This is a genomic window from Sandaracinus amylolyticus, assembly GCF_000737325.1.
GTDB lineage: Bacteria > Myxococcota_A > Polyangia > Polyangiales > Sandaracinaceae > Sandaracinus > Sandaracinus amylolyticus.
Map to the genome: position 1 here is coordinate 1,012,750 of NZ_CP011125.1, position 26,063 is coordinate 1,038,812.

24 protein-coding genes are annotated in these 26,063 nt (G+C 72.1%); 13 read left to right on the forward strand and 11 right to left on the reverse strand.

From position 1 onward, the window contains the following. The first annotated feature begins 34 nt into the window (after window positions 1-34). The 3 genes from DB32_RS04035 (at window position 35) to DB32_RS04045 (ending at window position 2,503) form a co-directional block, all read left to right on the forward strand. Window positions 35-1,393 (forward strand): LVIVD repeat-containing protein, encoded by a 1,359-nt coding sequence (locus DB32_RS04035; RefSeq protein WP_169791328.1) that lies wholly within the window; start codon window positions 35-37, stop codon window positions 1,391-1,393. A gap of 56 nt (window positions 1,394-1,449) precedes the next feature. Next, window positions 1,450-1,797, forward strand: a complete 348-nt coding sequence (locus DB32_RS47920) for a YHS domain-containing protein (protein ID WP_053231097.1) — start codon at window positions 1,450-1,452, stop codon at window positions 1,795-1,797. A gap of 64 nt (window positions 1,798-1,861) precedes the next feature. Further along, complete coding sequence (locus DB32_RS04045) at window positions 1,862-2,503, forward strand: hypothetical protein (RefSeq protein ID WP_053231098.1); 642 nt, start codon at window positions 1,862-1,864, stop codon at window positions 2,501-2,503. 3 nt (window positions 2,504-2,506) lie between these two features. Here the strand turns inward: DB32_RS04045 and DB32_RS04050 are convergent, their stop codons facing one another. After that, entirely contained in the window at window positions 2,507-2,962 is a 456-nt protein-coding gene (locus tag DB32_RS04050; protein WP_053231099.1) for a cytochrome c-type biogenesis protein, read from the reverse strand. 124 nt (window positions 2,963-3,086) lie between these two features. Beyond that, entirely contained in the window at window positions 3,087-5,009 is a 1,923-nt protein-coding gene (speA, locus tag DB32_RS04055) for a biosynthetic arginine decarboxylase (RefSeq protein ID WP_053238674.1), read from the reverse strand. A gap of 425 nt (window positions 5,010-5,434) precedes the next feature. Between speA and DB32_RS04060 the strand changes: the two genes are divergently transcribed. Then, entirely contained in the window at window positions 5,435-6,448 is a 1,014-nt protein-coding gene (locus DB32_RS04060; protein WP_053231100.1) for a hypothetical protein, read from the forward strand. On the opposite strand, the gene DB32_RS04065 is transcribed toward DB32_RS04060, so the two are convergent. Further along, complete coding sequence (locus tag DB32_RS04065) at window positions 6,445-7,047, reverse strand: Uma2 family endonuclease (RefSeq protein ID WP_053231101.1); 603 nt, start codon at window positions 7,045-7,047, stop codon at window positions 6,445-6,447. The two genes, DB32_RS04060 and DB32_RS04065, sit on opposite strands and share 4 nt — an antisense overlap. Window positions 7,048-7,134: 87 nt before the next feature. On the opposite strand from DB32_RS04065, the gene DB32_RS04070 reads away from it, so the two are divergent. Both DB32_RS04070 and DB32_RS04075 read left to right on the forward strand, forming a co-directional pair. After that, window positions 7,135-10,626 (forward strand): vWA domain-containing protein, encoded by a 3,492-nt coding sequence (locus DB32_RS04070; protein WP_053231102.1) that lies wholly within the window; start codon window positions 7,135-7,137, stop codon window positions 10,624-10,626. Next, window positions 10,623-12,122 (forward strand): formylglycine-generating enzyme family protein, encoded by a 1,500-nt coding sequence (locus tag DB32_RS04075; RefSeq protein ID WP_053231103.1) that lies wholly within the window; start codon window positions 10,623-10,625, stop codon window positions 12,120-12,122. The genes DB32_RS04070 and DB32_RS04075 overlap by 4 nt, the downstream gene beginning before the upstream one ends. A 525-nt stretch (window positions 12,123-12,647) precedes the next feature. Here the strand turns inward: DB32_RS04075 and DB32_RS04085 are convergent. From DB32_RS04085 to DB32_RS04105, 4 genes are all read right to left on the reverse strand, one after another. Beyond that, window positions 12,648-13,415, reverse strand: coding sequence for a hypothetical protein (locus DB32_RS04085; RefSeq protein ID WP_053231105.1), 768 nt, complete (start codon window positions 13,413-13,415; stop codon window positions 12,648-12,650). Between the two features lie 845 nt (window positions 13,416-14,260). Next, on the reverse strand, window positions 14,261-15,061 hold the full coding sequence (locus DB32_RS04095; protein WP_053231107.1) for a hypothetical protein: 801 nt from the start codon (window positions 15,059-15,061) through the stop codon (window positions 14,261-14,263). Between the two features lie 204 nt (window positions 15,062-15,265). Then, window positions 15,266-16,018: a hypothetical protein gene (locus DB32_RS04100; RefSeq protein WP_157068699.1), complete on the reverse strand. Its 753-nt coding sequence runs from the start codon at window positions 16,016-16,018 to the stop codon at window positions 15,266-15,268. Beyond that, the gene (locus DB32_RS04105; RefSeq protein WP_157068700.1) at window positions 16,018-16,806 is read right to left on the reverse strand and encodes a hypothetical protein; all 789 of its coding nucleotides are present in this window, start codon (window positions 16,804-16,806) and stop codon (window positions 16,018-16,020) included. The genes DB32_RS04100 and DB32_RS04105 overlap by 1 nt, the downstream gene beginning before the upstream one ends. 62 nt (window positions 16,807-16,868) lie before the next feature. Between DB32_RS04105 and DB32_RS04110 the strand changes: the two genes are divergently transcribed. Further along, window positions 16,869-17,591 carry a DUF5131 family protein gene (locus DB32_RS04110; RefSeq protein WP_053231110.1) on the forward strand — a complete coding sequence of 241 codons (723 nt, stop codon included), beginning with the start codon at window positions 16,869-16,871 and terminating at the stop codon, window positions 17,589-17,591. A gap of 29 nt (window positions 17,592-17,620) precedes the next feature. On the opposite strand, the gene DB32_RS46370 is transcribed toward DB32_RS04110, so the two are convergent. Further along, on the reverse strand, window positions 17,621-18,493 hold the full coding sequence (locus DB32_RS46370; RefSeq protein ID WP_169791329.1) for a LysR family transcriptional regulator: 873 nt from the start codon (window positions 18,491-18,493) through the stop codon (window positions 17,621-17,623). A gap of 67 nt (window positions 18,494-18,560) precedes the next feature. On the opposite strand from DB32_RS46370, the gene DB32_RS04120 reads away from it, so the two are divergent. Continuing rightward, a complete protein-coding gene (locus tag DB32_RS04120; RefSeq protein WP_053231112.1) occupies window positions 18,561-19,394 on the forward strand; it encodes an MBL fold metallo-hydrolase in 834 nt (277 codons plus the stop codon). 21 nt (window positions 19,395-19,415) lie between these two features. Here the strand turns inward: DB32_RS04120 and DB32_RS04125 are convergent, their stop codons facing one another. After that, entirely contained in the window at window positions 19,416-20,294 is an 879-nt protein-coding gene (locus tag DB32_RS04125; RefSeq protein WP_053231113.1) for a pre-peptidase C-terminal domain-containing protein, read from the reverse strand. A gap of 133 nt (window positions 20,295-20,427) precedes the next feature. Here DB32_RS04125 and DB32_RS04130 point away from each other — a divergent pair, with 133 nt between their 5' ends. Genes DB32_RS04130 through DB32_RS04140 form a run of 3 tightly spaced genes read left to right on the forward strand, consistent with a single transcriptional unit; the run spans window position 20,428 to window position 22,910 of the window. Then, entirely contained in the window at window positions 20,428-21,477 is a 1,050-nt protein-coding gene (locus DB32_RS04130) for an aldo/keto reductase (protein ID WP_083457133.1), read from the forward strand. 18 nt (window positions 21,478-21,495) lie between these two features. Then, the gene (locus DB32_RS04135; protein WP_053231114.1) at window positions 21,496-21,933 is read left to right on the forward strand and encodes an acyl-CoA thioesterase; all 438 of its coding nucleotides are present in this window, start codon (window positions 21,496-21,498) and stop codon (window positions 21,931-21,933) included. Beyond that, window positions 21,933-22,910 (forward strand): metallophosphoesterase, encoded by a 978-nt coding sequence (locus tag DB32_RS04140; protein ID WP_157068702.1) that lies wholly within the window; start codon window positions 21,933-21,935, stop codon window positions 22,908-22,910. The genes DB32_RS04135 and DB32_RS04140 overlap by 1 nt, the downstream gene beginning before the upstream one ends. 4 nt (window positions 22,911-22,914) lie before the next feature. Here DB32_RS04140 and DB32_RS04145 read toward each other — a convergent pair whose 3' ends face one another. Beyond that, on the reverse strand, window positions 22,915-23,595 hold the full coding sequence (locus tag DB32_RS04145) for a phosphoribosylanthranilate isomerase (RefSeq protein ID WP_053231116.1): 681 nt from the start codon (window positions 23,593-23,595) through the stop codon (window positions 22,915-22,917). A 180-nt stretch (window positions 23,596-23,775) separates the two neighbouring features. Then, window positions 23,776-24,258, reverse strand: coding sequence for a YajQ family cyclic di-GMP-binding protein (locus DB32_RS04150; RefSeq protein ID WP_053231117.1), 483 nt, complete (start codon window positions 24,256-24,258; stop codon window positions 23,776-23,778). Window positions 24,259-24,333: 75 nt separating this feature from the next. On the opposite strand from DB32_RS04150, the gene DB32_RS04155 reads away from it, so the two are divergent. Both DB32_RS04155 and DB32_RS04160 read left to right on the forward strand, forming a co-directional pair. Beyond that, complete coding sequence (locus DB32_RS04155; RefSeq protein WP_053231118.1) at window positions 24,334-25,293, forward strand: sensor histidine kinase; 960 nt, start codon at window positions 24,334-24,336, stop codon at window positions 25,291-25,293. A gap of 14 nt (window positions 25,294-25,307) precedes the next feature. Further along, entirely contained in the window at window positions 25,308-26,030 is a 723-nt protein-coding gene (locus DB32_RS04160; protein WP_075097444.1) for a response regulator transcription factor, read from the forward strand. The last annotated feature ends 33 nt before the right edge of the window (window positions 26,031-26,063 follow it).

The following is a 26,063-nucleotide window of genomic DNA, read 5'->3' on the forward strand; positions in this document are numbered from 1 at the left end:
TCGGCGTGCCGTGATCGCGCAGTGGTGCTGCCTCGTGATCGCACTCGCAGGATGCGCGGACGATCCCGACGCGAGCACCGACGATGCAGGCGCGACCACGACGCGCGATGCGTGGGTCGCGGACGACGTCGACGCGCAGACGATCGACGAGGACGCCGGCGCGGTCGAGAGCGACTCGGGCGCGACGGAGGAAGACGCCTCGATGCCCGAGCCCGACGCGGGGCCGCCGCCGCCGATCTGTCCCGCGGTGGACTGCGCGGGCGTGAGCGGTACGACGACCGCGGGCCGCCTCGTCGCGCTCGACGAGTGCGGCTTCGGCCTGCGCCTCGAGCGTCCGCTCGCGGAAGGCGAAGCGCTCGCCGACGCGCTCCTCACGCGGCTCGGCGCGGCGCGCCGTCGCGATCTCGCGCACGTGCTCGGGAACCTCAACCGCCAAGGTCGCGCAGGGCTCAGCAGCGCGACGTCGTCGCGCCTCAGCGGCCTCGGCGCGCGCGGATTCCGCTGGGAGACCGGCGACGAGAACGTCGACTACTGGTACCCGCAGGGCATCACCGGCAGCCACGACGCGGGCCTCACGGGGCGCACGCTGCTGCTCGTGAGCTGGTACCACAAGACCGACGCGCGACCGACGAAAGGCGCGCGGCTCAGCCTCGTCGACATCAGCGATCTCTCGCGCCCGCGGTATCGACACCTCTTGCTCGTCGATCCCGTGATGACCGCGAGCGGCGCGAATTTCGAGCCCGCCGAGTACGACGGTGGAGGCGCGCTGCACGCCGGCGGCATCACGTGGATCGGCGACCGCATCTACGTCGCGGACACGTCGCGCGGGCTGCGCGTCTACGATCTCTCGCGGATGTTCGCGCCGACGAACACCGACGACAACGAGCGCATCGGCATCTCGGGCACGCGCAGCGACGCGCACGGATACGCGTACGCGGTGCCGCGCGTCGCGCGCTACGTCCGCGCGGGGAGCACGTGCAGCGCGCGCTTCTCGTTCGTCGCGCGCGGCGACGTCGGCGGCACGCCCGCGCTGATCACCGGCGAGTACGACGCCGACACCGTGAACGGTCGCGTGATCGCGTGGCCGCTCGATCGCGCGCGTGCGCTGCTCGACGACGAAGGCAGCGGCACCGCGTACTCGCTCGCCGCCGCGATCGCGGGTCGCACGCGGGTGCAGGGCGCGCTTCGCACCGGCGACGTCTGGTACCTCTCGAGCTCGAGCCAGGACGGCTCCGACGGTCGCCTCTACATCGCGCGCGAAGGGCGCACGAGCACGAGCGTGAACTGGATCCGCGGCGCCGAGGATCTCTACCTCGACGCGAGCGATCGGCTGTGGACCGCGGGCGAGCACCCGGGCCAGCGCGACGTGGTGTCCATCCCGCGCCCGCGATGAGCGCGCGTGAGGAAACTCGGCGGCGCGCGCAGATCCACGCGCCAACATCGCGGCCCATGAAGCGAACCATCCTCGCGCTCCTCGCCGTCATCGCGCTCGCTGCGTGCGGCGGGTCGAGCTCCTCCACCGAGACCGCGTCGGCCGAGCCGTCGCACCACGACGAGACGACGACCGCGGGCGCCGAGCAGACCGCGCTCGTTCCGATCGGCGAGGCGCAGATCGGCGACCGCAGCACGTGCCCGGTGAGCGGCGAGGAGTTCGTCGTCACCGAGAGCTCGCCGACGGTCACGCACGAGGGCCGCACCTATTACTTCTGCTGCCCGCACTGCGCCGAGCGCTTCCAGGCGAACCCCGCGCAGTTCCTCCAGCAGCAGGGCGCGACGACGGAGTCCACCGAGGGCTGATCGTGCGAACGACGCGCGCGGGTACGATTGAAGCCGACTCGTCCCGCGCGCGTCGACGCCCGACATGATCACGCACCGAGCTCCAGCACTGGCTCTCGCCGCGCTGACCACGTGGGCGTTCGCCGCGGTCGCGCGCGCCGAGCCCGAGCCCCTCCCGCCGTCGTACGAGTCCGCCCAGGGCCCGGCGACCCAGGCGACGCTGGGGCAGGGCGAGGACCTCCTGCGTCTGCGCTTCGCGCTCGAAGCCGGCGCGGGCGTCGCGATCGACCCCGACGCGCTGGTCGGCGGCGCGCTGCACGTGGGCGCGCGCCTCGGCGTGCAGTGGAACGACTGGGTCGCGCTCTACTGGCAGGGCCGACTCATCGGCGCGGGCGCCGACGTCGGCGCAGGGCGCACGGGCTGGACGAACCTCACGTCCAACCTCGTCGGCGCGGACCTCACGATCGTCGACGTGCTCCAGGTCGGCGCCGGCGTCGGGATCGACTGGGCGACCGCCGACGTGTGCGGACGCCGGCTGTGCTGGGTCCAGGACGAGGGCCTCTACGCCGGCGTCGACGCGCGCCTCACGTTCATGCCGATCATCCAGGACGATCTGCTCGTCGGCGTGCGCAACGCCATGGCGATCTCGCTCGCGTGGCACGGCACGATCGTCGACCGCGGCGTGCTCAGCGTCGTCACGCTGAGCATCGGCTGGGAGATGTACTGATCCTCATGCGTCGTGGCGATCCAGCTCCTCGCGGAGGCGCTGCTCCAGCGCAGGATCGTCGACGTCGACGCGCGTGACGGGCTCGGCCTGCGCGCCTCGTCGCGACCAGCGCGCACCGATCGCGACGAGCACGAGGAGCGAGCCGACCAGCACCGCGAAGAGCGCCCCGGACGTCGTCTCGAGCGGCGCCGGAACCGCCAAGATCCGCTCGCCATGACGCGCGACGAGATCGCGCTCGATCGCGTCGGCGGGCTCGCCCGCACGGACGCGCCGATCGATCTCGTCGCGCAGCTCGCGCGCGAGAGGCGAGTCGTGCGTCGCGAGGCCCTCGACCCAGCAGCACGGCGCGACGAAGCGCTCGAACATCGCGCGCGAGCCCTGCGCCCTCGCGCTGCTCGCCGCGATCACGATCACCATCGCGACGAGCCAACCGACCGCGAGCCTGCCGAGCGAATGCATGCGTCGTTCGTCATGGCGCCAGCGCGCCCATTCCGCACTGCGGCCGATCGCCGCACCGCCGAAAACGAAAACGCGGCGGACGTCTCTCGACGCCGCCGCGTTCCTCCTCGCTCCGTCGAGCGCGCTACTCGTCCTGCGTCAGGTACGTGTAGCTGCCGAGCGATTCCTCGTAGTGCTTCATGAGCATCTTCACCTGATCGAAGGTGATGAGCCCCTGACGACGCGCGCGCTCCGCCTGGCGGCGCACACGCTCCACCATCGCGCCGGGCTCGTACTCCACGTACTCGAGCACCTGCGTGATCGTGTCGCCCTTCACGAAGTGCGAGACCTCGTAGCCGCCTTCGCCGTCGAGCTGCACGTGCACCGCGTTCGTGTCGCCGAACAGGTTGTGCAGGTCGCCGAGGATCTCCTGGTACGCGCCGTTCAGGAAGATGCCCATGAAGTAGCGCTCGCCCTCGCGCCATCGGTGCACGGGGAGCACGCGCTTCACGTCCTCGACGTCGATGAAGTGATCGACCTTGCCGTCGCTGTCGCACGTCAGGTCGGCGATCGTCGCCTTGATCGTCGGCTCCTCGTTCAGCCGGTGGATCGGCATGATCGGGAAGAGCTGATCGATGGCCCAGCTGTCGGGAATGCTCTGGAAGACCGAGAAATTCCCGTAGTACATCGCAGCCATGACCTGATCGAGCTGCTGCACCTCCTCGGGCACGCGCTTCATCGTCTTCGCGTAGTCCGAGATCTTCTCGCAGCACGACCAGAAGAGGCGCTCCGCCTGCGCGCGCTCGCGCAGACCGAGGTAGCCGAACTTGAAGAGCGACTCCGCCTCTTCCTTCGCCTGGCTCGCGTCGTGGAACGCTTCCTGGAGGTTCTTCGGCGCGATGCCCTGATACGTCTCGAAGAGCTGCTGCAGGATCTTGTGCGCCTTCGGCCCCGGATCCTGCGGCTTGCCGAAGCGCACCTCGTTGCGACCGACGACCTCGTACACGAGCACCGACTGGTGCGCGGCGATCGCGCGGCCCGACTCGGTCACGATCGTCGGCGGCGTGAGATCGTACTTCTCGCACGACTCCTTCACGGCCGCGACGACGTCGTACGCGTACTCCTGGATGTTGTAGTTCTTCGACGCGTGGAAGTCGGTCTTGCTGCCGTCGTAGTCGACGGCGAGACCACCACCGACGTCGAGGTAGCGCATGCTCGCGCCCATCTTCGCGAGCTCCGCGAAGATGTTCGCCGCCTCGCGCACCGCCTGCTTGATCGGGATGATGCTCGAGATCTGGCTGCCCGCGTGGAAGTGCAGGAGCTGCAGGCAGTCGAGCATGCCCTTCTCCTGCAGGCGGTCGACGACCTCGACGATCTCCGACGCGGTGAGGCCGAACTTCGCGCGCTCACCGGTCGAGTCCGCCCAGCGGCCCATGCCGCGGCTGCCGAGCTTCGCGCGCACGCCGATCGTCGGACGGATGCCCGTCTTCGCGAACGCGCGGAACGTGAAGTCGAGCTCCTCGATGCGCTCGAGGACCACGATGACCGTCTTGTCGAACCGCTGCGCGAGCAGCGCGGTCTCGATGTACGCCTGGTCCTTGTAGCCGTTGCAGATGACGAGGCCGCCGGCCTCCTGCTCGGCGCTCAGCGCGATCAGCAGCTCGGGCTTGCTGCCCGCCTCGAGCCCGAGGCGCCACGGCGCGCCGAACTCGACCACTTCGTCGATGAAGTGCTTCTGCTGGTTGACCTTGACCGGGAAGACGCCGCGGTACGCGCCCTTGTACTGGTACTCGTCGATCGCCTTCGCGAAGCACTCGTTGATGCGCTTGATGCGATCACGGAGCACGTCGGAGAAGCGCAGGAGGAGCGGCAGCTCGAGACCGCGCGCGTCGAGGTCGTTGACGAGCTCGTAGAGATCGATCGTCAGGCTCGGACGCTCGGGGTCGGGAACGACCTCGACGCGGCCCGCCTGGTTGATCGTGAAGTAGGGATGGCCCCAGCCGCGCACCTGATAGAGGTCCGCGCTGCGCTGGATGGTCCAGGTCTCCGCCTCGTGCTCGTCGTCCATCGAGCCCACCTCCACTGCGCCGAAGAACCAGCTGCGTGTGCCCGCGGTGCTACCGCCAGAAACAGGAGCGCGTTTATGGGGCGCGGGGGGGCGGGGGTCCAGCGAAAATTGCGTGTTCTCTGCGGTGCGGCGCGACACGTCGACGAGCGCGCGCCGCGCGGCGCATCCTCGGCCGATGCGCATGCGCGCGTGGACGGTCTTCGTGGTGCTGGCGGTCGGCTGCGCGGCGCGCGTCGCGCTCGACGATCCACCGACGGCGGTCGAGGACGAGCCCATTCGCGTCGAGCTCTCGCCGCTCGACGTCACGCGTTTCCACGCGCAGGAGTGGACGCTCGTGAACCGCGGCACGACGGCGGTCGCCGTGGACACGTGGGCCGGCGAGCTCTCGGTGCGTCGACGGCGAGGGTCGTGCGCGCCGGCGCCCGATGGGCGTGTGTGGGAACTACGAGGACGTCGTGGAGATCGTCGCGCCCGGCGCGTCGACGACGGTTCGCCAGCCGCCGCCGATCGGGTACGTGCCGCTCGGCGCGGGCCGTTATCGCTTCTCGGTGGACATCCGCGGGGTGGGCGGAGCGCAGGCGCGCGCCGAGGCAGACTTCGAGTTCGGCGCGTTCTCGCCCAGCGAGATCGCGGAGGCGCACGAGCGCGCGCTGGACGCGTCGCTCGAGGGCTGCCACTGGTACCCGAGCTACGTCCAGTGCGTCCTCGAGGCGACGTCCGAGGCCGAGCGCGCCACGATCGTGCGCGCGCTCGCGGACCGTGGGCCGGAGACGCTCGGCGCGATCGTGCAGGCGCTCGCGTACGTCGACGACGTGCCCACCGTGCGCGCGCTGCTCGACGACGAGCAGGAGGCGCTCCGTCTCGCGAGCTCCGCCGCGCTGTTGCGACTGCGGAGCGCGTGGCTCTTTCCCAATCTCTCGGCCCGACGCGAGGACGCGCTCGCGCTGGTGACGCGCGCGATCGCGTCCCCCGGCGCGACGAGCATGCCCGTGCTGGCCGCGGCGAGCGAGACGTTGGAGCCGATTCTTTCCGTCCACGACGCGTGGCTCGCACGCCTCGGCCACGAGGACGAGGCCGTGCACATCGCGTGGATCGCGCGCGAGCTCGCGGGCGCGGCGTGGACCTCCCGGCTCGACGAGGCGCGCCGCGTCGCCGCCATCGAGGCCCTCGCCGGGGCGCGTGAGCGCGTTGCTGCCTTGCGCGAAGGAGCGCTCGGCGCGCACCTCGATCACCTCGTGAGCGTGCTCGACGATCCCCGTGCGACATCGTCGCCTCCGGAATTCATCCCGCAGGAGCTCACAGGCGCGCGCGGCGATGCGAGCTCCGCGCACTGCGTCGACCCCGGCGCGATCGTGACGCGCACGCTCGAGGGCTGCCGCAGTGAGCTCTGGATGCGCGCGACGGTCACTGCCACGCGCGTCGTCGCCGCGGAGCGTTAGGTCTCGGGCGGCGCGTCGGGCTCGTCGAGCGGCGGGAAGAGGCGCGTCACGTCGAGCTCGATCTCCTCGAACGGAGGGATGCGCGCGACGTCGCCGTCGCCGAAGCGGCCGACGTCGACCCAGCGCTTGTCCGCGTTCAGCGCGAGCGCCTCGGCGATGCGCAGCTCGGGATCGACGAGCCACAGCGCGGGCACGCCCTGCGCGGCGTAGAGGCGCGCCTTCACGAGGCGATCGTGGCGCGCGTTCGAGGGCGACGTCACCTCGCAGATCCAGTCGGGGACCACGTCGATCGGTCGCGTGTCCCACGGACGCGGCAAGCGCGCGCGGCGCCAGCCGACGAGGTCGGGGCGCACGATGTCGTGGGCCCCGAAGCGCACGTCGACCTCGAGGAGGATCCACCAGCCGCCCGGCCCCCCGTGCCCGTCGTCGTCGTCGAAGGGCCCGCCGACGAAACGACGGATCGCGCCCTGCACCTTCGAGTGCTTCGGCAGCGGCGACGGCAGGGTCTGTAGCGCGCCGTGGATCACCTCGGCGCGCACGCCTTCCGGCGTGCGGAGCAGGTCCTCGTAGGTCGCGAGGCGGCGCGCGGGCTCGGCCATGCGCCTCAGCATGCCACGCGTTCCGCCTCACTGTATTTCCGCAAACGGCTTCCCTGACTGTACCCGGATGAGCGACACTCCCCGGCGATGTCACGGGTCGCCGTCGCTCTCTTCTTCTTCCTTCTCTCCGTCTTCCCAGCGCTCGCGAGCGCGCAGGACCTCGTCGTGAACGGCACGACGGCCACGCTCGGCGGCGTTCGCCGCTATCGCACGGTGCGGGTGATCAACAACGGGCGCATCATCGTGCCCGGGTTCGACGGCACCGATCGCACGAACACCGGCAACCTCGTGCTGATCGCCGAGAGCATCCTCGTCGACGCGACGTCGTCGATCGTCGCGCGCGGTGCGGGCTATCAGCCGGTCGTCTGCGGCAACGGTCGCGGGCCCACGACCGCGCCGCTCTCGGGCGGTCGCGGCGGCTGCGCGGTGCTGGACTCGGGCGGAGGCGGCGCGCACTTCGGACGCGGAGGCCGCGGCACCAAGGACTGCTTCGTCTTCGGCTCCACGACCTCTTGCCAGTTCCCGCAGGAGTTCGAGGAGTCGTGCGGCGCGCTCAACGCCACGGCCACTGCGTGCACCGAGACCGGCGGCACTTGCTACAACAACGACGGTCTGCCGAGCGTCGCCGGCGACGCGTACCGGCACAGCATCTACGAGATCGAGTTCGGCGCGTCGGGCGGCGACAAGGGATGCCGCGACGGGTTCGACGCCGCGTCGACGGGCGGCGCGGGCGGCGGTCGGATCGTCCTCGTCGGGCTCACCGCGGCGGGCACCGGCACCGTGCAGATCGACGGCACCATCAACGCTGCGGGCCGTCGCGGTTGCGGCAGCGGCAACGACTCGGGCGGCGGGGGTGCGGGCGGATCGATCCTGATCGTCGGCGATCAGGTGCAGGTCGGCGCGACGGGTGTCGTCACCGCGGCGGGCGGGCTCGGGGGCGACACGAACTCCGGCCGAGGCGACCAGCCCGACTTCGCGGACTGCGCCGGACGACAGGCGGGCGGCACCTGCGACGACTGCGGCGGCGGCGGCGGCGGCGGCATCATCAACGTGCTCTCGCGCAGCTCGTCGCTGCACTACGGCGCGACCTTCGACGTCGGCGGCGCGGCGGGCGGCGTCTGCGAGATCTGTCGCGGCGAAGCCGGCGGCGGCGCGGGCGAGCTGCTGCTCGACGGCGCGTACGTCGGCGAGTACTGCGACGGCTTCGACAACGACTTCGACGGCAACGTCGACGAGGGCCTCGGCACGACGAGCTGCGGCCTCGGCGCCTGCGCGCGCGACATCGCGGCGTGCGCGTCCGGCGCGCCCGTGACGTGCGCGCCGATGGTCACCAGCGATCCGAGCTGCCGCGCGAGCGACGCCGGCGCGCGCCCGCGCATCGCGGTGGTGCTCGACACCTCGAGCTCGATGCTGCTCGACCTGCGCGGCTATCCGACGTTCGGCGACGGCAGCGTCGATCGCCCGGGCATCGACACCGACGGCAACGGTCGTCCCGACGACTCGCGCCTCTCGCTCGCGCGCGAGTCGCTCGCGCAGGTGATCAGCGCGTACCCCGAGATCGACTTCGCGCTCGCGCGCTACCACCAGGACCAGGGCGTCGAGCGCTCGTGCCAGACCGCGCGCTGGTTCGAGTGCGAGGGCCTGATCGGCACTTACGACAACCCCGGCGACAACACCGGGACGGTCGCGTGCAACGTCGCGATCGGGCCCTCCACGAACGTCGCGATCCGCCCGATCTCCACCGCGGGCGACGAGTGCATCAACTACGCGGGCACCTGCGGCCCGCCGCGCCGTGGCGCCGACGTGCTCAGCGGCTTCGGCACGCCCACGCGCGATCTCGTGCGCTGGCTCGACGGACGCGAGACCGCGTTCGACGCCGACACGACGCCCGGTGACGTGTGCCGCCACGCGCGCGCCGGTCGCGACTGCGAGGTGCGCGCGAGCGGTGAGACGCCGCTCGCAGGATCGCTCCAGACGATCGAGGACTACGTCGTCCCGATCCGCGCCACCGATCCGTCGACCGGGTGCCGCGGCTACGCGGTGATCCTCGTGACCGACGGCGCCGAGAGCTGCGGCGGCGATCCCGTCGCGCAGGCGCGCCGTCTGCACGACACGTTCGGCATCGAGACGTACGTCGTCGCCGTGAGCGTGCGCGCCGACGAAGAGGCGTCGCTCAACGCGATCGCGCGCGCGGGCTCGGGCAACACGCGCATGAACGCGACGTTCGTGCGCAACCCTGCGGAGCTCGTGCCTGCGATCACCTCGATCCTCGAGGGCTCGCTGCGCACCGAGCGCTGCAACGCGATGGACGACGACTGCGACGGTCGCACCGACGAGGGCTTCGCGCTCGGCGACGCGTGCGACGACGGGCTCGTCGGCGCGTGCCGCGGCACCGGCGCGACGGTGTGCGCGGCGAGCGAGCTCGCGGTCGAGTGCGCGATCACGATGCCCGGTGCGTCACCCGGCACCGAGTCGTGCAACGCGATGGACGACGACTGCGACGAGGCGATCGACGAGGGCCTCACCTGCAACACCGAGTGCACGCCGACCGGCGCCGAGGTCTGCAACGGCGTCGACGACGACTGCAACGGGCTCGTCGACGAGGTCGATCCCGCGCTCGGCACGCCGTGCGGCGAGGACGAAGGACAGTGCGAGCCCGGCGCGCTGCGCTGCGTCGGCGGCGAGCTCACGTGCATCGGCGGTCGCGGCCCGCGCGACGAGGTGTGCAACGGCCTCGACGACGACTGCGACGGCATGGCCGACGATCTCGCGGAGTGTCCGGTCGGCTCGCTCTGCCTCGAGGGCTCGTGCCGCCGCTCGTGCGATCCCGCGATGGAGTTCCCGTGCCCGGTCGACTTCGTGTGCACGATGCCCGAGGGCGCGACCGGCAACTACTGCGTGCCCACCGCGTGCGCGGAGTGCGAGGCGCACGAGCGCTGCGTCGACGACGTGTGCGTCGACCCGTGCGAGGGTGTGACGTGCGGCGAGGGCGAGGAGTGCCGCGGCGGCGACTGCGTCGGCTGCGAGGTGCTCGGCTGCGCGGCTGGCGAGCTCTGCTGGGACGGCGCGTGCCGTCCGGATCGCTGCGACGACGCGACGTGCTCGAGCGCGCAGATGTGCGTCGACGGCGACTGCCGGAGCGCGTGCGGGCCCGGTGATTGCCCGGCGGGCCAGCGCTGCGCGGCGGACGGCACGTGCGAGAGCGATCCCTGCGCGGGCGTGACCTGCGACGGCGGTCGCGTGTGCGTCGCCGGCGAGTGCCGCATGGACCCGTGCCGCGGTGTGCGCTGCGATCGGGGCGAGGTCTGCGCGGGCGCGACGGGGTGCATCCCCGATCCGTGCGCGCTCGTGACGTGCCCCGCGGGTCGCTCGTGCGCGGTGAGCACGAGCGGCGTCGCGGAGTGCGCGCGCGTCGGTGGTGGCGTGGACGCGGGCACCGGCGAGTGGGTGCTCGCGGCGGGCGGCGGCGGCGTGTGCAGCGTGGTCGCGCCGGGCGCGTCGCGTGGTGGCGCCGTGGTGCTCGCGATGATCGCGCTCGCGCTCGTCGTGGTGCGCCGTCGTCGTGGAGGCGCGCGATGAGCCGCGGGTGGAGCGTGATCGCGCTCGCGATGATCGTCGCGGGCTGCGAGGTGGATCCCTACTGCATCGCGTGCCCGGACCCGATCGACGGAGGTGTGAGCGACGCCGCGCGCGACGCGCGCGCCTCCGACGAGGACGCCGAGGTCCCCGTCGACGCGGGCGAGTGCGTGCCCACCGACGGCGCGGTCGAGCTCTGCAACGAGCTCGACGACGACTGCGACGATCTCGTCGACGAGGGCTTCGACCTCCAGAGCGATCCGACGAACTGCGGCGAATGTGGCACTCAGTGCCGCTTTCCGAACGCCGAGGGGCAGTGCACGAGCGGCGCGTGCGCCGTGACCGCGTGCTTCGACGGCTTCGTCGATCTCGACGACGTGCCGGGCTGCGAGTACGCGTGCCCGGTCTTCCCGACGCAGGGCGAGGAGTGCAACGGCTTCGACGACGACTGCGACGGAGTCGTCGACGAGATGCTCCCCGCGCCGCCGCCCGGTCTGTGCCGCACCACGCCGGGCACGCCGTGCGCGGGCGTCGTCCCCACGTGCACGACGCGCGAGGGCCGCACCACGTGGTTCTGCGACTACCCCGCGAGCGTCGAGTTCGATCCCGTCGTGCCCAACGGCATCGCGCTCGAGGAGACGCGCTGCGACGGCGAGGACGGCGACTGCGACGGCCTGCGCGACGAGAGCTTCGCGACGCTCGGCGACGCGTGCGACAACGGCGCGCGCGGCGCGTGCCGCGACGCCGGCGAGATCGCGTGCGACCCCGCGGACGACTCGCGCACGATCTGCGATCTGAGCGTGCTGCCCGATCCGGTGCCGGGCGCGCCGCTCGCGGTCGAGCTGTGCAACGGCGTCGACGACGACTGCGACGGGACGATCGACGACAGCGATCCGACCGACCCGGGGCGCGTGCGCGACGACATGGTGCAGATCACGCGCGGCGCGACGACGTTCTGGATCTATCGCCACGAAGCGTCGCGCCCGGACTCGAGCGCGAGCGCGGCGGGCGCGTCGACCGCGCGTGCGTGTGGTCGCGGCGGCGTGCTGCCGTGGACGAGCATCGGCTACGACGAAGCGGCCGCGGCGTGCGCGGCGGCGGGACATCGCCTGTGCACCGCGGCGGAGTGGCGCGCGGCGTGTGAAGGCGCGAGCGGTCGCGACTATCCGTACGGCGACGCGTACGAGGCCGCGACGTGCAACGGCGCGGATCGCGACGCGGTCGCGGGCGGCGCGATCGACTCGCGGCTCGAGGCGACGGGCGCGCTCGCGATGTGCCTGAGCGAAGAGGGCGTGCTCGACATGTCGGGCAACGCGAAGGAGTGGACCGCCGATCAGCGCGGCACCGCGAGCGGCGGCGGGCGCATCTTCGTGGTGCGCGGCGGCTCGCACGAGTCGCCCGAGCTCGGGCTGACGTGCACGACCGAGCTCTCGCGCGCGACGGAGGACACGCTGCTCGGGTCGCTCGGCTTTCGGTGTTGCGACTCGGATGGGCCGTAGTCGAAGAGGCGTCGGCGTGAGGCGCGGGGTGCAGGGTCTGTCGGGCCGGTACTCGCGACTGCTGTTCGATCGCGGTGAGAGCGTCGGGAGGCGGAGGGTCGTTCGCGGGGCGCGCGTTGCGCTGTCCCGCGAAGCGACCACGTCAGTCTCGACGAGGTGTCTGCGAGCGTCGCTGCGTGGGCCCGCCAGACCCTGCACCCCGCGCCCGGTACCGCGGTTCTGCCGCCTCGCTGGATGAGGTCGCGGATGGCTCGCGACCGGTCCGCGCTTCGCCGCGGCCCGGACGCTCGCGAGTAGCACCGCGCGACGAAGTCGCGCGTGTGCGCGCTGCGCGCGGGATTGGAGGAGCGGACGCGCGCGACGCCGTCGCGTGCGTGCGCGCTGCGCGCGGGGATTGGAGGAGCGGACGTGCGCGACGTAGTCGCGGGCGTGCGCGGTGATGTTGCGGAGGAGCGGGCGTGCGCGGTGATGTGTCGTGGGGAGCGGACGCGCGCGACGTAGTCGCGGGCGTGCGCGGTGAGCGCGTCATGGGAAGCAGATCGATGCGCTGACGCCGAGGAGGGTCGGGCCGGTGCCGAACGAGAGCTCGCGGCACCGGTCCCTCATCGCGCGGTGGAGCTCTCCGCGGCGGTTCGAGACGATCGCGCGCCAGATCCCTCCGGTGACCGTCGAGATCACGCCGAGCCCGCCGATCGCGAGGCCCAGCGCGACGACGCCGTCGTTCGGAAAGATCGTCCGCTCCGCGCACGGCGAGAGCACGCAGAACCGCGCGCCACGCAGGCCCTCGTAGAGCGCGAGCCCGAACCCGCCGACGATCCCGATCGGGCCCGACACCAGCAGCGCCGTCGAGCCCTCGAGCGACTCGGCCTCCCACTCGAATGCGAGCGCTTCGATCTCGGGCGCTGCGCGCATCGCCGGCGCGCCGAGCAGCGCCGTCGCGGCGGGCGGCGGCATCACCTCGAGCACGGCTTCGCTCTGCGCGATCGTCACCTCACCGCCGGCGTTCGACGCGATGACGTGCTCGAGATCGCACGGCGTGCGGCGGTCGCCGTGGCTGCAGACGTAGATCGCGTTCAGCCCGCACGAGCGCACCTCGTAGCGCACCGTGTCGCCGCGCCGAGGGCGGCCCTCCGCCGGCTCGATCATGAAGCCGCGCACGTCCGCGCAGTCTGGAAAGTCGTGCCGCACCGAGCTCCGCACCGCTCGTGGCAGGCGCTCGTAGACGGGCGGCATCCCCCCGCATCCGGCGGCCAGCATCGTGAGCACCCAGACGGTCGCGAGCATCGTGCGCATGTCGCGGCCGTGAGCACGTCGCGTTCCGCGCGGAGCTCGGGCGCCCGCGGTGCGGGTGCATCGTGTCGTGCACACGTCGTCGCCCGGACGTGTCGCCGGCTGCACAGTGGGCTGCGATCGGCTCAGGGATCGACACGCAGCAGCACGCCGTAGATCGCGTTCCGCGCGATCCAGCCGTTGGTGCCGCCGCGGTTGTTGCCGATGAGAGCACGATGTCGCCCGCGGCGGGGACGCGCTCGCCGAGCGGCTCCACGGTGCACAGCTGACCGCTCTCGATGCGCCCCTTCATGCTGTGCCCGCGCGGCCGGAACGACACCGTCTCGCCGCGCTTCAACCGCTCGACGTGTCCTGTGGCCCAACCCATCGAGCGCAGCTTCGCACGACGTCGGGGTCACTCGGAGCGCGGCGCGCCGCTCGGGTCGAGCTCGTACGCTTCCTCGTGGCAGCCGAGCCAGCCTGGGATGACCCAGAGCTCGTACTCGTCGCAGTCCGGAGTCGCGGCATCGCGCGCGACCGCGAGCCACTGCAGACCTCCGCGGCGTACGCGGTAGTCGAATCGCAGCGCGATGTGATGGTCGCCCGTCCGGCACGGCGGCTCCGTCAGAGCGAGTCGGCTTCGCTCCGCGTCGGTCTCGCTGCTCGCGCGCGTGAGAGCGGTCGTTTCGACTGCGCGGCGGGTGTGGACGCGCGGTATTCGACGAAAACGACCGGCGGACGGCGGTGGACACCCGAGAATCAGTCGATTCGACCGAATTCCGGGTGCGAGCACCCGCGAATCAGTCGATTTCACCGAATCCCGGGCGCCGACACCCTCCGCTCGGTCGAAAAGACCGAATCTCGAGCGATCACGCCCCGCTCGGGGTCTCGCCGTCGTCGTCCGCGTCCTCGCTGCGGCGCTCGGCGCGGCGTCCCGGGCGGATGCTCCACACCGACGGGTAGCGCTCCTCACCGTGCTCGAAGTCGATCGCGTGCAGGAACGCGCGCGTGCGGTCCCACGTCTCCTCGGCGAGCTGGAACGCGCGCGACGTCTCGTTGCGCCACGTGGTCTCGCCGTCGGGGTCGCCTTCACCGAGCTCGGCGAGGATGGCCGCGGAGAGCTCGCGCGCGCGGCGCGCGTCGGCGGCGCGGTAGCGAGGGCCGGCGCTCGCGAGGTCGTCGGCGTGGCGCGCGTAGAGGCGCGCGAGACGTGCGAGGTCGCTCGCGAGGTCGGCGTGACCGACCCCGCTCGCGATGGCCGCGAGCTCGGCCGCGGCGGTCGGGTCGTCGTCGAGCACGAACGTCGCGACCTTCGTCATCCGGCGCTTCAGCTCGGTCGCGGCCTGGAGCGTGGTGACGCGGAGCTTCGCGCTCGTCTTGCCGGAGCTCTCGGCGAGCCACGTCGTGTGCGCGAACCAGAGCGCCCACGCGGAGGTCTCGATGCGGTCGGCGGCGTCGGGCGGGAGGAGATCCGGGTGGATCTTGGCGAGCTCGCGCGCGACCTCCGGAGCACGGAGGCGTCGCGCCTGCTCGACGAAGAACGCGGACGCGAGCGCGACGTCGAGGCGGGGCAGCGATGCAACTGCGTATGCCGCGCGCTCGGTGCGTGTCTGCTCGAACGCGCGCTCGGCGGTTCGGTGGTCGTAGAGGATCTCGTCGGACGTGGGCATGGCCGAACGCTAACCCAGCGCGCGGTCGAGGTGAACCTCGACTCGGGCTCGGCGTTCCTTTCCGGAGGCCGCGTGCGGCGCGCCCTCCCTCGTGGGGCAAAGCCCGCCGAGCCTCCCTCCCGCCCGAGACCCGAGACCGCAGCGTCGAGGATCGACGCAAGCGGTCTCCGGGTCAGCGAGCGGTCGTCGCGCGGACGAGCACGCTCACTCGGCGCGGACGTCGAGACGGTCGAGCATCGCGTCGAAGTCCGCGCGGTGCAGCGCGTAGCTCTCCGAGCGCGACTCGTAGAACAGCACCACCAGCATCGGCGCGCCGTCCTCGCTGGCGCGCGCGTCGGGCTTCCAGCGCAGCGGAGGGCGCACCAGCACCATCGTCGTCGTCGTGCCGCGGCCCCACGCGGTGCCGCGCCCCGGGAGCGACTGCGCGAGCTCGAACGTCACGACGTACGCTGGCGCGCCGCCGACCTCGGCCTCCGACTCGTCGACCACGCGCAGCTCGTACGCGCGCGCCCGATCGCCGCGAAAGGCGACGAAGCCCTCGCCGAACACTCCGTCGAGCAGGCCGTGCGCGAGCGTCGCGAGCGATCGACGCCCGATGCGCGCGTCGACCGGGAGCGTCATCGCCGCGATCTCCGCGCCGTCCTCGTCGTGCTCGTAGCGCAGGTCGTAGCGCGGCGTGGTGCCGCGCAGATCGACCTCGCGATCTCCGTCGACGTCGAGCGCGATGCGGATGCGATCCTCGCGCGCGTCGAACGGGCGCGTCGGACGACCATCGCCGTCGACGCGGTGATCGCGCACCCGCCAGCCCTCGGGCAGGATGCGCCGCGCGTCGTCCTCGCCCGCGACGTAACGGACGCGATAGTGGCGCGGCGCGGGCACGAACGCGTGCCCGCGATAGGTCTCCGACGCGACGCACCCGAGCGTCAGCGCGAGCACCACGATCACCACGAGGCGCATCACAGCGTCAGCCCCAGGTAGCCGGAGACGCGCGGCGCGAGCTCCTGGATCGAGCGCGCCGCGTTCATCACGTGCAGCAGGTTGCCCTCGCGCAGCTCGGCCGCGGTCTCGATGCCGAGCTCGAGCATGCCCCCGCCGAAGCGGATCCCCGCCTGACCGACGAACGCGAAGCCGATCGTCGCGCCGCTCGCGACGCCGAGCACGAACGAGTGGCCCTCTCCGACCTCGATGCCCGCGCGCAGCGCGACGAGCTGCGCGAGGTGCACGCCGAGCAGCACGACGCCGCGCGCCGAGAGCACCGAGGAGCGCAGCTCGTCCTCGCCGATCGTGCGCCGCGTCTCGGTGCGCAGCGACACGTTCGCGCCGAGCCGCAGGTGCAGCGACGCGCGCGGCTCGAGCAGCACGTCGATCGCGAGCGAGTAGCCGCCGCCGAACGCCTCGTCGAACGACGCGGTCCCGCCGTACCAGCCGGCGATGAACCCCATCACGAGGTGCACGTAGCCGCGCGGCTGCAGATCGAGCTCGGGGTCGTCCCAGCCGAGCGCGTGTCCCTGACCGTCGCCGTACACGCGGCGCGTGGGCACGCCGGGCGCCGGCTGCGCAGTGAGCTCCTGGACCTCGTCGGTCCCCGCGGTCTCGGCGCGCGGCAACGGGGGCCGCGGTGGGCTCGGCGCGGAGGGCGCACCGCGGTACGGCGGGGAGAGATCGCGCGCGCGATCCTGCGCGGCGGCGGAGGACGCGATCAGGACGCCCAGCGTCACGACCGCGAGCGTTCGAGCGAGTGTCACGGAGCGCGCAGCATATCGGACGCGCGCCGTCAGTCCGAGCGCGTTCGCGACGTTCGTGCGGCATGAGCGAGCGCATCGACATCGAGTGGGCCGACACGACGTGGAACCCAGTGCGCGGGTGCACGCCCGTCGGGCCCGGTTGCCGACATTGTTCCGCGCGCACCTTCGCCGAGCGCTGGCGCGGCGTGCCGGGCCACGCGTACGAGCGCGGCTTCGATCTGCGTCTCGTGCCCGACGCGCTCGACGAGCCGCTGGTCTGGCGCCGACCACGACGGGTCGCGGTGGGCTCGACGAGCGATCTGTTCCACGGCGGCGTGCCCGCGGCGTTCGTCGAGCAGGTGTTCCGCACGATGCACGCGGCAGAGCGGCACACGTTCCTGGTGCTGACCCGACGCGCCGAGCGCATGCGCGACGTGGTGGGCGCGCTGCCGATCGAGCTCGTCGCGCTGCCGAACGTGTGGCTCGGGGTGAGCGTCGAGGATCGCAGCCACGGCGTGCCGCGGATCGCCGTGCTGCGCGAGGTGCCCGCGGCGCGTCGGTTCGTCGCGATCGAGCCGCTGCTCGAGGATGTCGGCGCGCTGGATCTGCGCGGGATCGACTGGGTGCTCGCGGGCGGCGAGACGGGGCTGCACGCGCGACCGGTGCGCGACGAGTGGGTCGTCGCGATCCGCGATCAGTGCGAGGCCGCGGGCGTCCCGTTCTTCTTCAAGCAGTGGGGCGGCGCGCGAAGACGAGCGCGCGAGCTCGAGGGGCGCACCCACGACGCGCGACCCGGCCCCGGCTGAGCCGAGCACCTGGCGCGCGGGCGGGACCGTCAGCGCGTCTGGCCCGCGAGCCAGCGCGTCACCGCGCGCACCCGCGGCAAGCGCTGCCGTGATCGGTGCACGACGATCCAGATGTCGCGCGCCGGGATGCTCGCCGGGTCCTCGACCCCGATGTCGCGCGGCGCGACCTCCACCAGGTCGCCGAGCCTCGGCGCCAGCTCGCGCGCGAGGATCGCGACGCCGAGCCCTGCCGCGACCGCGAGCCCGAGCGCCTCCACGTCCTCGACGAGCAGGCGTGGCGGACGCCCGGCGAACGCCCGCGCCGCGTGTCGTTGCTCGGGGATCTCGGCGAGCGATCCCGCGAGGCCGAGCCAGGGCACGGCGTCGTGCAGCTCGAGGCCGCGCGCCGCGAAGTAGCCGTGCGTGATCGTCCTCCAGCGACGCGCGATCAGCTCGCCGCGTGAAGGACGGACCATGCGGATCGCGACGTCCGCGTCGCCCGCGGCCAGGCTCGCGACGCGGTTGTCCGCGAGCAGACGAAGACGGAGGTTCGGATACGCGACGTGGAAGCGCGCGAGGCGCGGCACCAGCTCCCATCGGACGAGCTCGCTCGTCGACGTGATCGTCACCTCGCCGCGCAGCTCGGGCGTGTCCTCGAGCGCGGCCTCGGCCGCGAGCGCGGCGTCGAGCATCGGCCGCATCGCCGCGAGCACCGACGCGCCGCGCTCGGTGAGCCCGAGCGGCGCGCTGCGGACGAAGAGCGGCGAGCCGGCGCTCTCCTCGAGGCGCGCGAGGTGACGGCTCGCGGTCGACTGGCTCACGCCGAGCGCCTTGGCCGCCGCGGTGACGCTCCCGAGCCGCGCGACCGCCTCGAACGTGCGCAGGTGATCCCAGTCCATGTGCGTGCCCTGTCGACCATCCATCATCGGATGGCTGGGTTCCGATTCCGGCCGCTGCCATCCGATCATGCATGGCGCAACGTGCTCGGGCATGAGAATCCGCCAACTCCGCAACGCGACGCTCGTCCTCTCGATCGGTCCCCACCGCCTGCTCGTCGATCCGATGCTCGGCGCAGCGGGCTCGATGCCGGGCTTCCGCATGATCGGCGGCACCGGGCGCAGGAACCCGACCGTCGAGCTCCCGGCCGGCGCGCCGGCGTGGCTCGACGACCTCACGGGCGCGCTCGTCACCCACGAGCACCCCGATCACCTCGACGGCGCGGGACGGCGCTTCCTCCGAGAGCGCGGCCTCCCGGTGTGGGCGAGCCCGGTCGACGTCGCGAGCCTGCGCGCGAAGGGGCTCGACGCGCGCGCGCTCGACGGGCTCGGCATCGACGTCGAGATCGTCCCGGCGCGACACGGGCGCGGGCTCGTCGGGTGGCTGATGGGCCCGGTCGCGGGCGTGTACCTCGCGCACGAGGGCGAGCCGAGCGTGCTGCTCACGTCCGACGCGGTGCTGTGCGACGCGCTGCTCGACGCGATCGAGCGCCTGCGCCCCGAGGTGATCGTCGCGCCCGCGGGCGCCGCGAACTTCGGCGTCGGCGGCGACATCCTGTTCTCGCTCGACGAGCTCGTGACGCTCGTGCGGCGCGCGCCCGGCGTGGTCGTGCTGAACCACCTCGAGGCGCTCGATCACTGCCCGACGACGCGCGAGGCGCTGCGTGCGCGCATGGAGCGCGAGGGGCTCCGCGCGAAGGTGCGCATCCCCGACGACGGCGAGGAGCTCGTGCTCGCCCGCGAGCGCGTCGAGGAGCGACCGCGCGTGCGCCCCGTCGCGCCGGCCGGGGGGCTGCAGAAGTGGGTGGCCGCGCGCCTCTCGGGGTGAGACGCGCGGCCTGCGCCGCGATCAGCGGATCGTCAGCGTGTACGAGCCGGTCTGGCCGGGCGCGTACGTCGTGACGACGACGGTGTACGTGCCGGTCTCGGTCAGCGTCTCGATGATCTGCGCGTTCGTGCCGTTCGTGTCGTCGTTGTCGACCTGCGTGCCCGAGGGACGGCGCAGGATGAGGTAGTTGTCGAAGTCGCCGGTGCAGTCGATCTGCACGCGCTGGCCCGCGGTCCACGCGAACTCGTAGGTGTCGCGGTACTCGCCGCTCTGCAGCTGCGCGTCGCCGGGCCCGAGGTTGCCGGTGCGCGTCTCGCCGGCGACGGGCGTGCCTCCGCCCGCTGCCGCGCCGCCCGCCGCGCCGAGCGACGCCGCGGTCACGCTCGCGAGCTCGGTCACGCCGAGCGTGTACGCGGCGCCCGCGCCGGTCGGGCTCCACGTGCCGACCCACACGCGGTGCTGACCGGGCCCGAACGCGCCCTGCACGATCGGGTTCAGGCCCTCGCTGTCGTCGTTGCAGAGGAACGTCCCGTCGGCGCGCTGCACGACGAGCGTGGTGTCCGCGCTCGAGCTCGCGACGATGCGCAGGTTCGCGAACGCCGCGGTCGCGTTGATGATCAGGCTCGGCTGCGCGGGGATGTGGCCGCGGCAGTCGGGGCTCATCGTGTTCGCGGCGACCGGGCCACCGGCGGCGCCGGTCGAGACCTGCGGGTCGGGCATGAAGCCCGGCGCGAGCGAGATGGTCGCGCCGGGCGCGACGGGCGCGACGGCGGTGGTCGGCGTGGTGCCCACCGGCGGCGTCGGCGCGGGCGGCGCGCTGCCGGGCAGGCCGGTGCCGCCGAAGCAGCAACCCGACGCGATGACGAGGACGAGGGAGAGGAGCGTACAGCGGCGCAGCATGGTGTGTTCTTCGTGTCCTTGTTCGGAGCGCGCGATCGTACGTCAGGTGCGCGGCGGATCGCCCTCACGAAAATCGCACCGTTGACGGCCGTGCGTCGCGGCCCGAGGCTCGCGCGCACACCGGAGGACGGACATGACGCTGCGTTATCGACTGCTCGGGCGCTCGGGGCTGCGCGTCTCGGAGCTGTGCCTCGGCACCATGAGCTTCGGCGAGCAATGGGGCTTCGGCGCCGACGAGAAGACGAGCCATCGCGTGCTCGACGCGTACGCCGAGGCGGGCGGCAACTTCCTCGACACCGCGAACAAGTACCACGGCGGTCAGACCGAGGAATTCGTCGGGAGCTGGCTGCAGGGCAAGCGCGATCGGAACGTCGTCGCGACGAAGTACACGCTCTCGATGGATCACTCGGATCCCAACGCGTCGGGCAATCACCGCAAGAACCTCGTGCGCTCGGTCGAGGCGAGCCTCGCGCGGATGCGCACCGACTACGTCGATCTGCTCTGGGTGCACGCGTGGGACGACTGGACGCCGTGGCAGGAGACGATGCGCGCGCTCGACGACGTGGTGCGCAGCGGCAAGGTGCTCTACGTCGGCGTGAGCGACGCGCCCGCGTGGATCGTGTCGGCGGCGAACGTCGCGGCGGAGCTGCGCGACTGGACGCCGTTCGTCGGGCTGCAGATCGAGTACAGCCTGCTGCAGCGCACGCCGGAGCGTGATCTCCTGCCGATGGCGCGGCACTTCGGGATGTCGGTGTGCGCGTGGGGTCCGCTCGCGGCGGGCGTGCTCACCGGCAAGTACACGCGCGCCGGCGTGCAGAACGACTCGCTGCGCACCCAGGGCAACGAGCAGCGCGGGCGCACGAACGAGCGCTCGCTCGCGATCGCGCGCGCGGTCGATGCGATCGCCGACGAGCTCGGCGTGACGTCGTCGCAGGTCGCGACCGCGTGGGTGCGCGCGCAGGGCTACGAGATGATCCCGATCCTCGGCGCGCGGAAGGTCGAGCAGATCGCGGACACGATGAAGAGCGTCGAGGTGACGCTGAGCCCGGCGCACCTCGCGAAGCTCGACGAGGTGAGCCGCATCGAGCTCGGCTTCCCCCACGACTTCCTCGCGTCGAACGGCGTGCGCGATCTCGTGCGCGGCGAGATCCGCACGCGCATCGACGGGCGCGTCGCGCGCTGACGCGACACCATCCGCGCGATGGACGAGCCGCGTCGGGAGGACTTCACCTTCTTCCATCCGCTCCGCGTGCGCTGGGCCGAGGTCGATCGTCAGGACGTCGTGTTCAACCCGAACTACTTCGTCTACTTCGACCTCGCGGTCGGCGAGTACTGGCGCGCGATCGGGTTCCGCTATCCGCAGGACCTGGCGGGGACCGACGTGTTCGCGATCGACGCGCGCGCGTCGTTCCGCTCGCCCGCGCGCTACGACGACGAGATCGAGATCGGGTGCCGCGTGACGCGCATCGGGCGCTCGTCGAAGACGTGTGAGCTCGCGATCTGGCGCGGCGCGGAGCTGCTGACGACGGGCACGCTGGTCTACGTGCACGTCGAGCTCGCGACGCGGAAGAGCTGCGCGTGGCCGGATGCGGTGCGCGACGCGATCGTGCGCTTCGAGCGCGTGGCGCCGGTCTCCTGATGCGCGCGCTGCTGCTGGTCGTCGCGCTCGTGCTCGTCGGCTGCGGCGAGACGAGCGCGCCTGCTCCGTCGCGATCGCGCGCGCCCTCGAAGCGCGCGGTGGAGGCGCCGCGGGTCGAGGTGCCGCCGCTGCCGCCTTCGACGTACCCCGCGCCGCCGCGGCTCGTCGCGATCGGCGACGTGCACGGCGACGTCGATGCGCTGCGCAGCGCGCTGCGCGCGGCCGGCGCGATCGATGACGCGGATCGCTGGAGCGGTGGCGCGTTGTGGATCGTGCAGGTCGGCGATCTGCTCGATCGCGGCGACACCGAGGACGAGGTGCTCGCGCTCGTGTCGCGCCTCGAGCGCGAGGCGGACGCGGCGGGCGGACGCTTCGTCGCGCTGCACGGCAACCACGAGCTGATGAACGTGCAGGGCGACTTCCGCTACGTGACGCCCGACGGGCTCGACGACTTCGCGCGGTACGCGAGCGAGGCACCGCCGGGCGCGGCGCGGTCGCGGATCCCGGCGCGCATGCTGGGGCGCGCGGTCGCGTTCGCGCCGGGAGGTCCGATCGCGCGCGCGCTCGCGGCGCGCAACACGATCGCGATCGTCGGAGACACGGTGTTCGTGCACGGCGGGCTCGCGCCCTCGCAGCTCGAGCGCGGCGTCGACGCGATCAACCGCGACGTGCGCGCGTTCCTGCTCGGCGAGGCGCCGCTGCCGCGCGCGCTCGCGGGCGAGGAGAGCCCGGTGTGGCACCGCGCATTCGCGCTGGGCGACGACGCGGAGACGTGCGCGACGCTCGCGCGGACGCTCGAGGGGCTCGGCGTGGCGCGCATGGTGATCGGGCACACCGTGCAGGACGAGGGCATCGGCTCGGCGTGCGAGGGGCGCGTGTGGCGCATCGACGTCGGGCTCTCGCGCCACTACGGCGGCCCGATCGAGGTGCTCGAGATCGAAGGCGACACGATCGAAGTGCTGCGCGGCACGCGCTGAGCGATCACACGATCGCGGCGGCGAAGCGCGCGAGGCGCTCGGGCACCAGCGCGCCGTCGGTGGTGCGGAGCCCCGAGCACACGTCGAAGCCCGCGGGGCGCACCTGCGCGAGCGCGTCGCCCACGTTGTCGGGGCGCAGCCCGCCCGCGAGCAGCACGGGCGCGCGACAGGCGCGCACGATCGCCGCGGAGAGCGACCAGTCGTGCACGCGCCCGGTGCCGCCGAGCTCGGGGATCGCGGCGCTCGGTCGACCCGAGTCGAGCAGGATCGCGTCGGCCGCGCCGGTCTCGTCGAGCGCGCGCGCGACGTCGACGTCACGCGCGTCTTGCACGTGGATCACCGGCACCAGCACGAGCGACGGGAGCATCGCGCGCAGCGCGACGAGCGCATCGGGAGAGGGCGTGTCGACGATCTGCACCGCGCGCACGCCGGTGCGATCGACGTGCGCCGCGATCGCGTCGGGCGTGCGCTCGGAGGTGAGCAGGATCGCGATCGCGCGATCGGCCACGTGCCGCGCGACGCGCGCGATCGTGACGTCGTCGATCGGCCCGGGCCCGCTGGGCATGCGCCCGACGAGCCCGAGGAGATCGGCGCCACCCGCGAGCGCGCGGTCGGCGTCCTCCTCGTCACGAACACAACAGACCTTGATCAGCGGGCGCCCATCGGCGCGACGAGGTAGACGCATGCGCGCAGGTCTAGCCGGCGTCGCGGGAGCGGGAAGGGGAATTTCTCAGGAGCCCAGGAGGACGCGGGAGAGCAGGGGAGGATCCACCGCAGAGATCACAGAGGGCCGCAGAGGAGTGATTTGCAGGCGCGATGGCGCGCAGCGCCGAGCCGGTCCGCGCGAGAAGCGCGAGCCCGGAGATCACTCCCGGAAATTCACGTACTGCAGCGGCAGCCCGAAGTCCTGGCCTTTCAGGAACGCGATTGCTTCCTGGAGGTCGTCGCGCTTCTTGCCGCTGATGCGCACGAGATCGCCCTGGATCGCCGCCTGGACCTTCATCTTGCTGTCCTTGATCGCCTTCACGATCTGCTTCGCGCGGTCCATGTCGACGCCTTCCTTCAGCTTGATCAGCTGGCGCCACGTCTGACCGGACTGCTGCGGCTTCTGCGGATCGAGCGACTTCAGCGACACCTTCCGCTTCACCATCTTGTCCTCGAGCACCTTGAGCGCGCCCTCGACGCGCCCCTCGCTGCTCGAGCGGATCGCGATGCCGTCCTGGTTCTTCTCGATCTCGGTGCCGGTGTCCTTGAAGTCGAAGCGCGTCGCGATCTCGCGCTTCGCCTGGTCCACCGCGTTGTCCACCTCGTGGTGTTCGAGCTTGCTGACGACGTCGAAGCTGGGCATGCGGCGGATCCAACCAAGTCGACCTGCCGCGCGCAAGCACGTCCTGAGCTATAAGCAACGTCGAGCAATCGACGCATGGCGCGCCGCGGAATCCGGTCCATCACGGTGCCGATCACCTTCGGAGCGGTCACCGTCCCGCTCTCGGTGTTCCTGCTCGTGGGATGGACCACGTTCACCGCGCGCAACATCGCGGAGAGCGGCGAGGTCGCGCAGAACGTCTGGCTCCTGATCCTCGGCGTGCTCTCGCTGATCGTCATCATGAGCGTGCTCGTGATGTTCTCGATCTTCCTGGTGCGCGAGATCCTCGAGGTGCGTCGCCAGGACTCGTTCATCGACTCGGTCACGCACGAGCTCAAGACGCCGCTCGCGTCGATCAAGCTGTGCCTGCAGACGCTCGAGCGCTCCGGGATCCCACAGGACAAGCGCGCCGCGCTGCAGAAGATGATGCACCACGACGTCGATCGCCTCGCGACGTTCATCGACGACGTGCTCCAGGCCTCGCGCCTCGCCCACGACGACATGAGCATGGACGTCGACGAGGTGCGCCTCGGCGAGCTCGCGACGTCGTGCGCCGCGGTGGTGTCGATGCGGCACAAGGTGCCGGAGGGCGCGATCCGCGTGGAGGTCGATCCCGAGCTCGTCGTGTGGACCGATCACGCCGCGCTCGAGATCGTGCTGCGCAACCTGATCGACAACGCGGTGAAGTACTCGAAGGACGGAGTCGACGTGCGCGTGGGCGCGCGCGTGGACGAGGTGCGCCGCGTCGTCTTCATCGAGGTGCGCGACGCGGGGATCGGCATCCCGCGCAAGGACCTGAAGCGCATCTTCCATCGCTTCTATCGCGTCGCCGAGGAAGGCGTGCGCGCGCGCAAGGGCACGGGGCTCGGGCTCTTCGTGGTCTCGGCGCTGGTGCGCAACCTCGGCGGTCACGTCGAGGCGGAGTCCGACGGAGTGGGCAAGGGCGCGATCCTGCGGGTCCGGCTGCCCATGCACGAGCACGAGCAGGCGTCGCGCGCGGTCGCGTCGCCGGCGTGAAGGGAGCACGAGGCTTGTCCGAAGAGCGCAAGGTCCCGCGGATCCTGATCGTCGAGGACGAGGATCACCTCGCGACGGGGCTCAAGCTCAACCTGGAGCTCGAGGGCTACGAGGCCGACGTTGCGTCGACCGCGCGCGAGGCGGCCGAGCTGCTCCTCGAGGCCACGCGTTACGACGCGATCGTGCTCGACGTGATGCTGCCGGACTTCGACGGCTTCTCGCTGTGCGCGAAGCTGCGGCAGTCGGGCAATTACACGCCGGTGATCATGCTGACGGCGCGCGCCGCCGCGGAGGATCGCGTGCGTGGGCTCGAGGCGGGCGCCGACGACTACCTGGTGAAGCCCTTCGACCTCAACGAGCTGCTGGCGCGCGTGCGCTCGGTGCTGCGGCGGCGCCAGTGGGATCTCGGCAAGGAGAAGGAGGAGCGCGCGGGATCGCGCACCGTCGCGATCGGCGAGGCGCGCGTCGACTTCGACTCGCACGAGGTGATCGTGCGCGGCTCGCCGGTGAAGCTCACGCGGCTCGAGCTCGATCTGCTGCGCTACTTCGTCGATCACCCGGGCAAGGTGCTCTCGCGCGACACGCTGCTCGAGGAAGTCTGGAAGCTGCGCAACTACTCGACCGCGCGCACCGTCGACAACTTCATCTCGCGGCTGCGGCGCCACTTCGAGAAGGACGCGCAGAACCCCGAGCACTTCGTCTCGGTGCGCGGCGCCGGCTACAAGTTCGTCCCCTGATCGCAGGGCCCGCTCGCGCGAATCCTCAGGAAA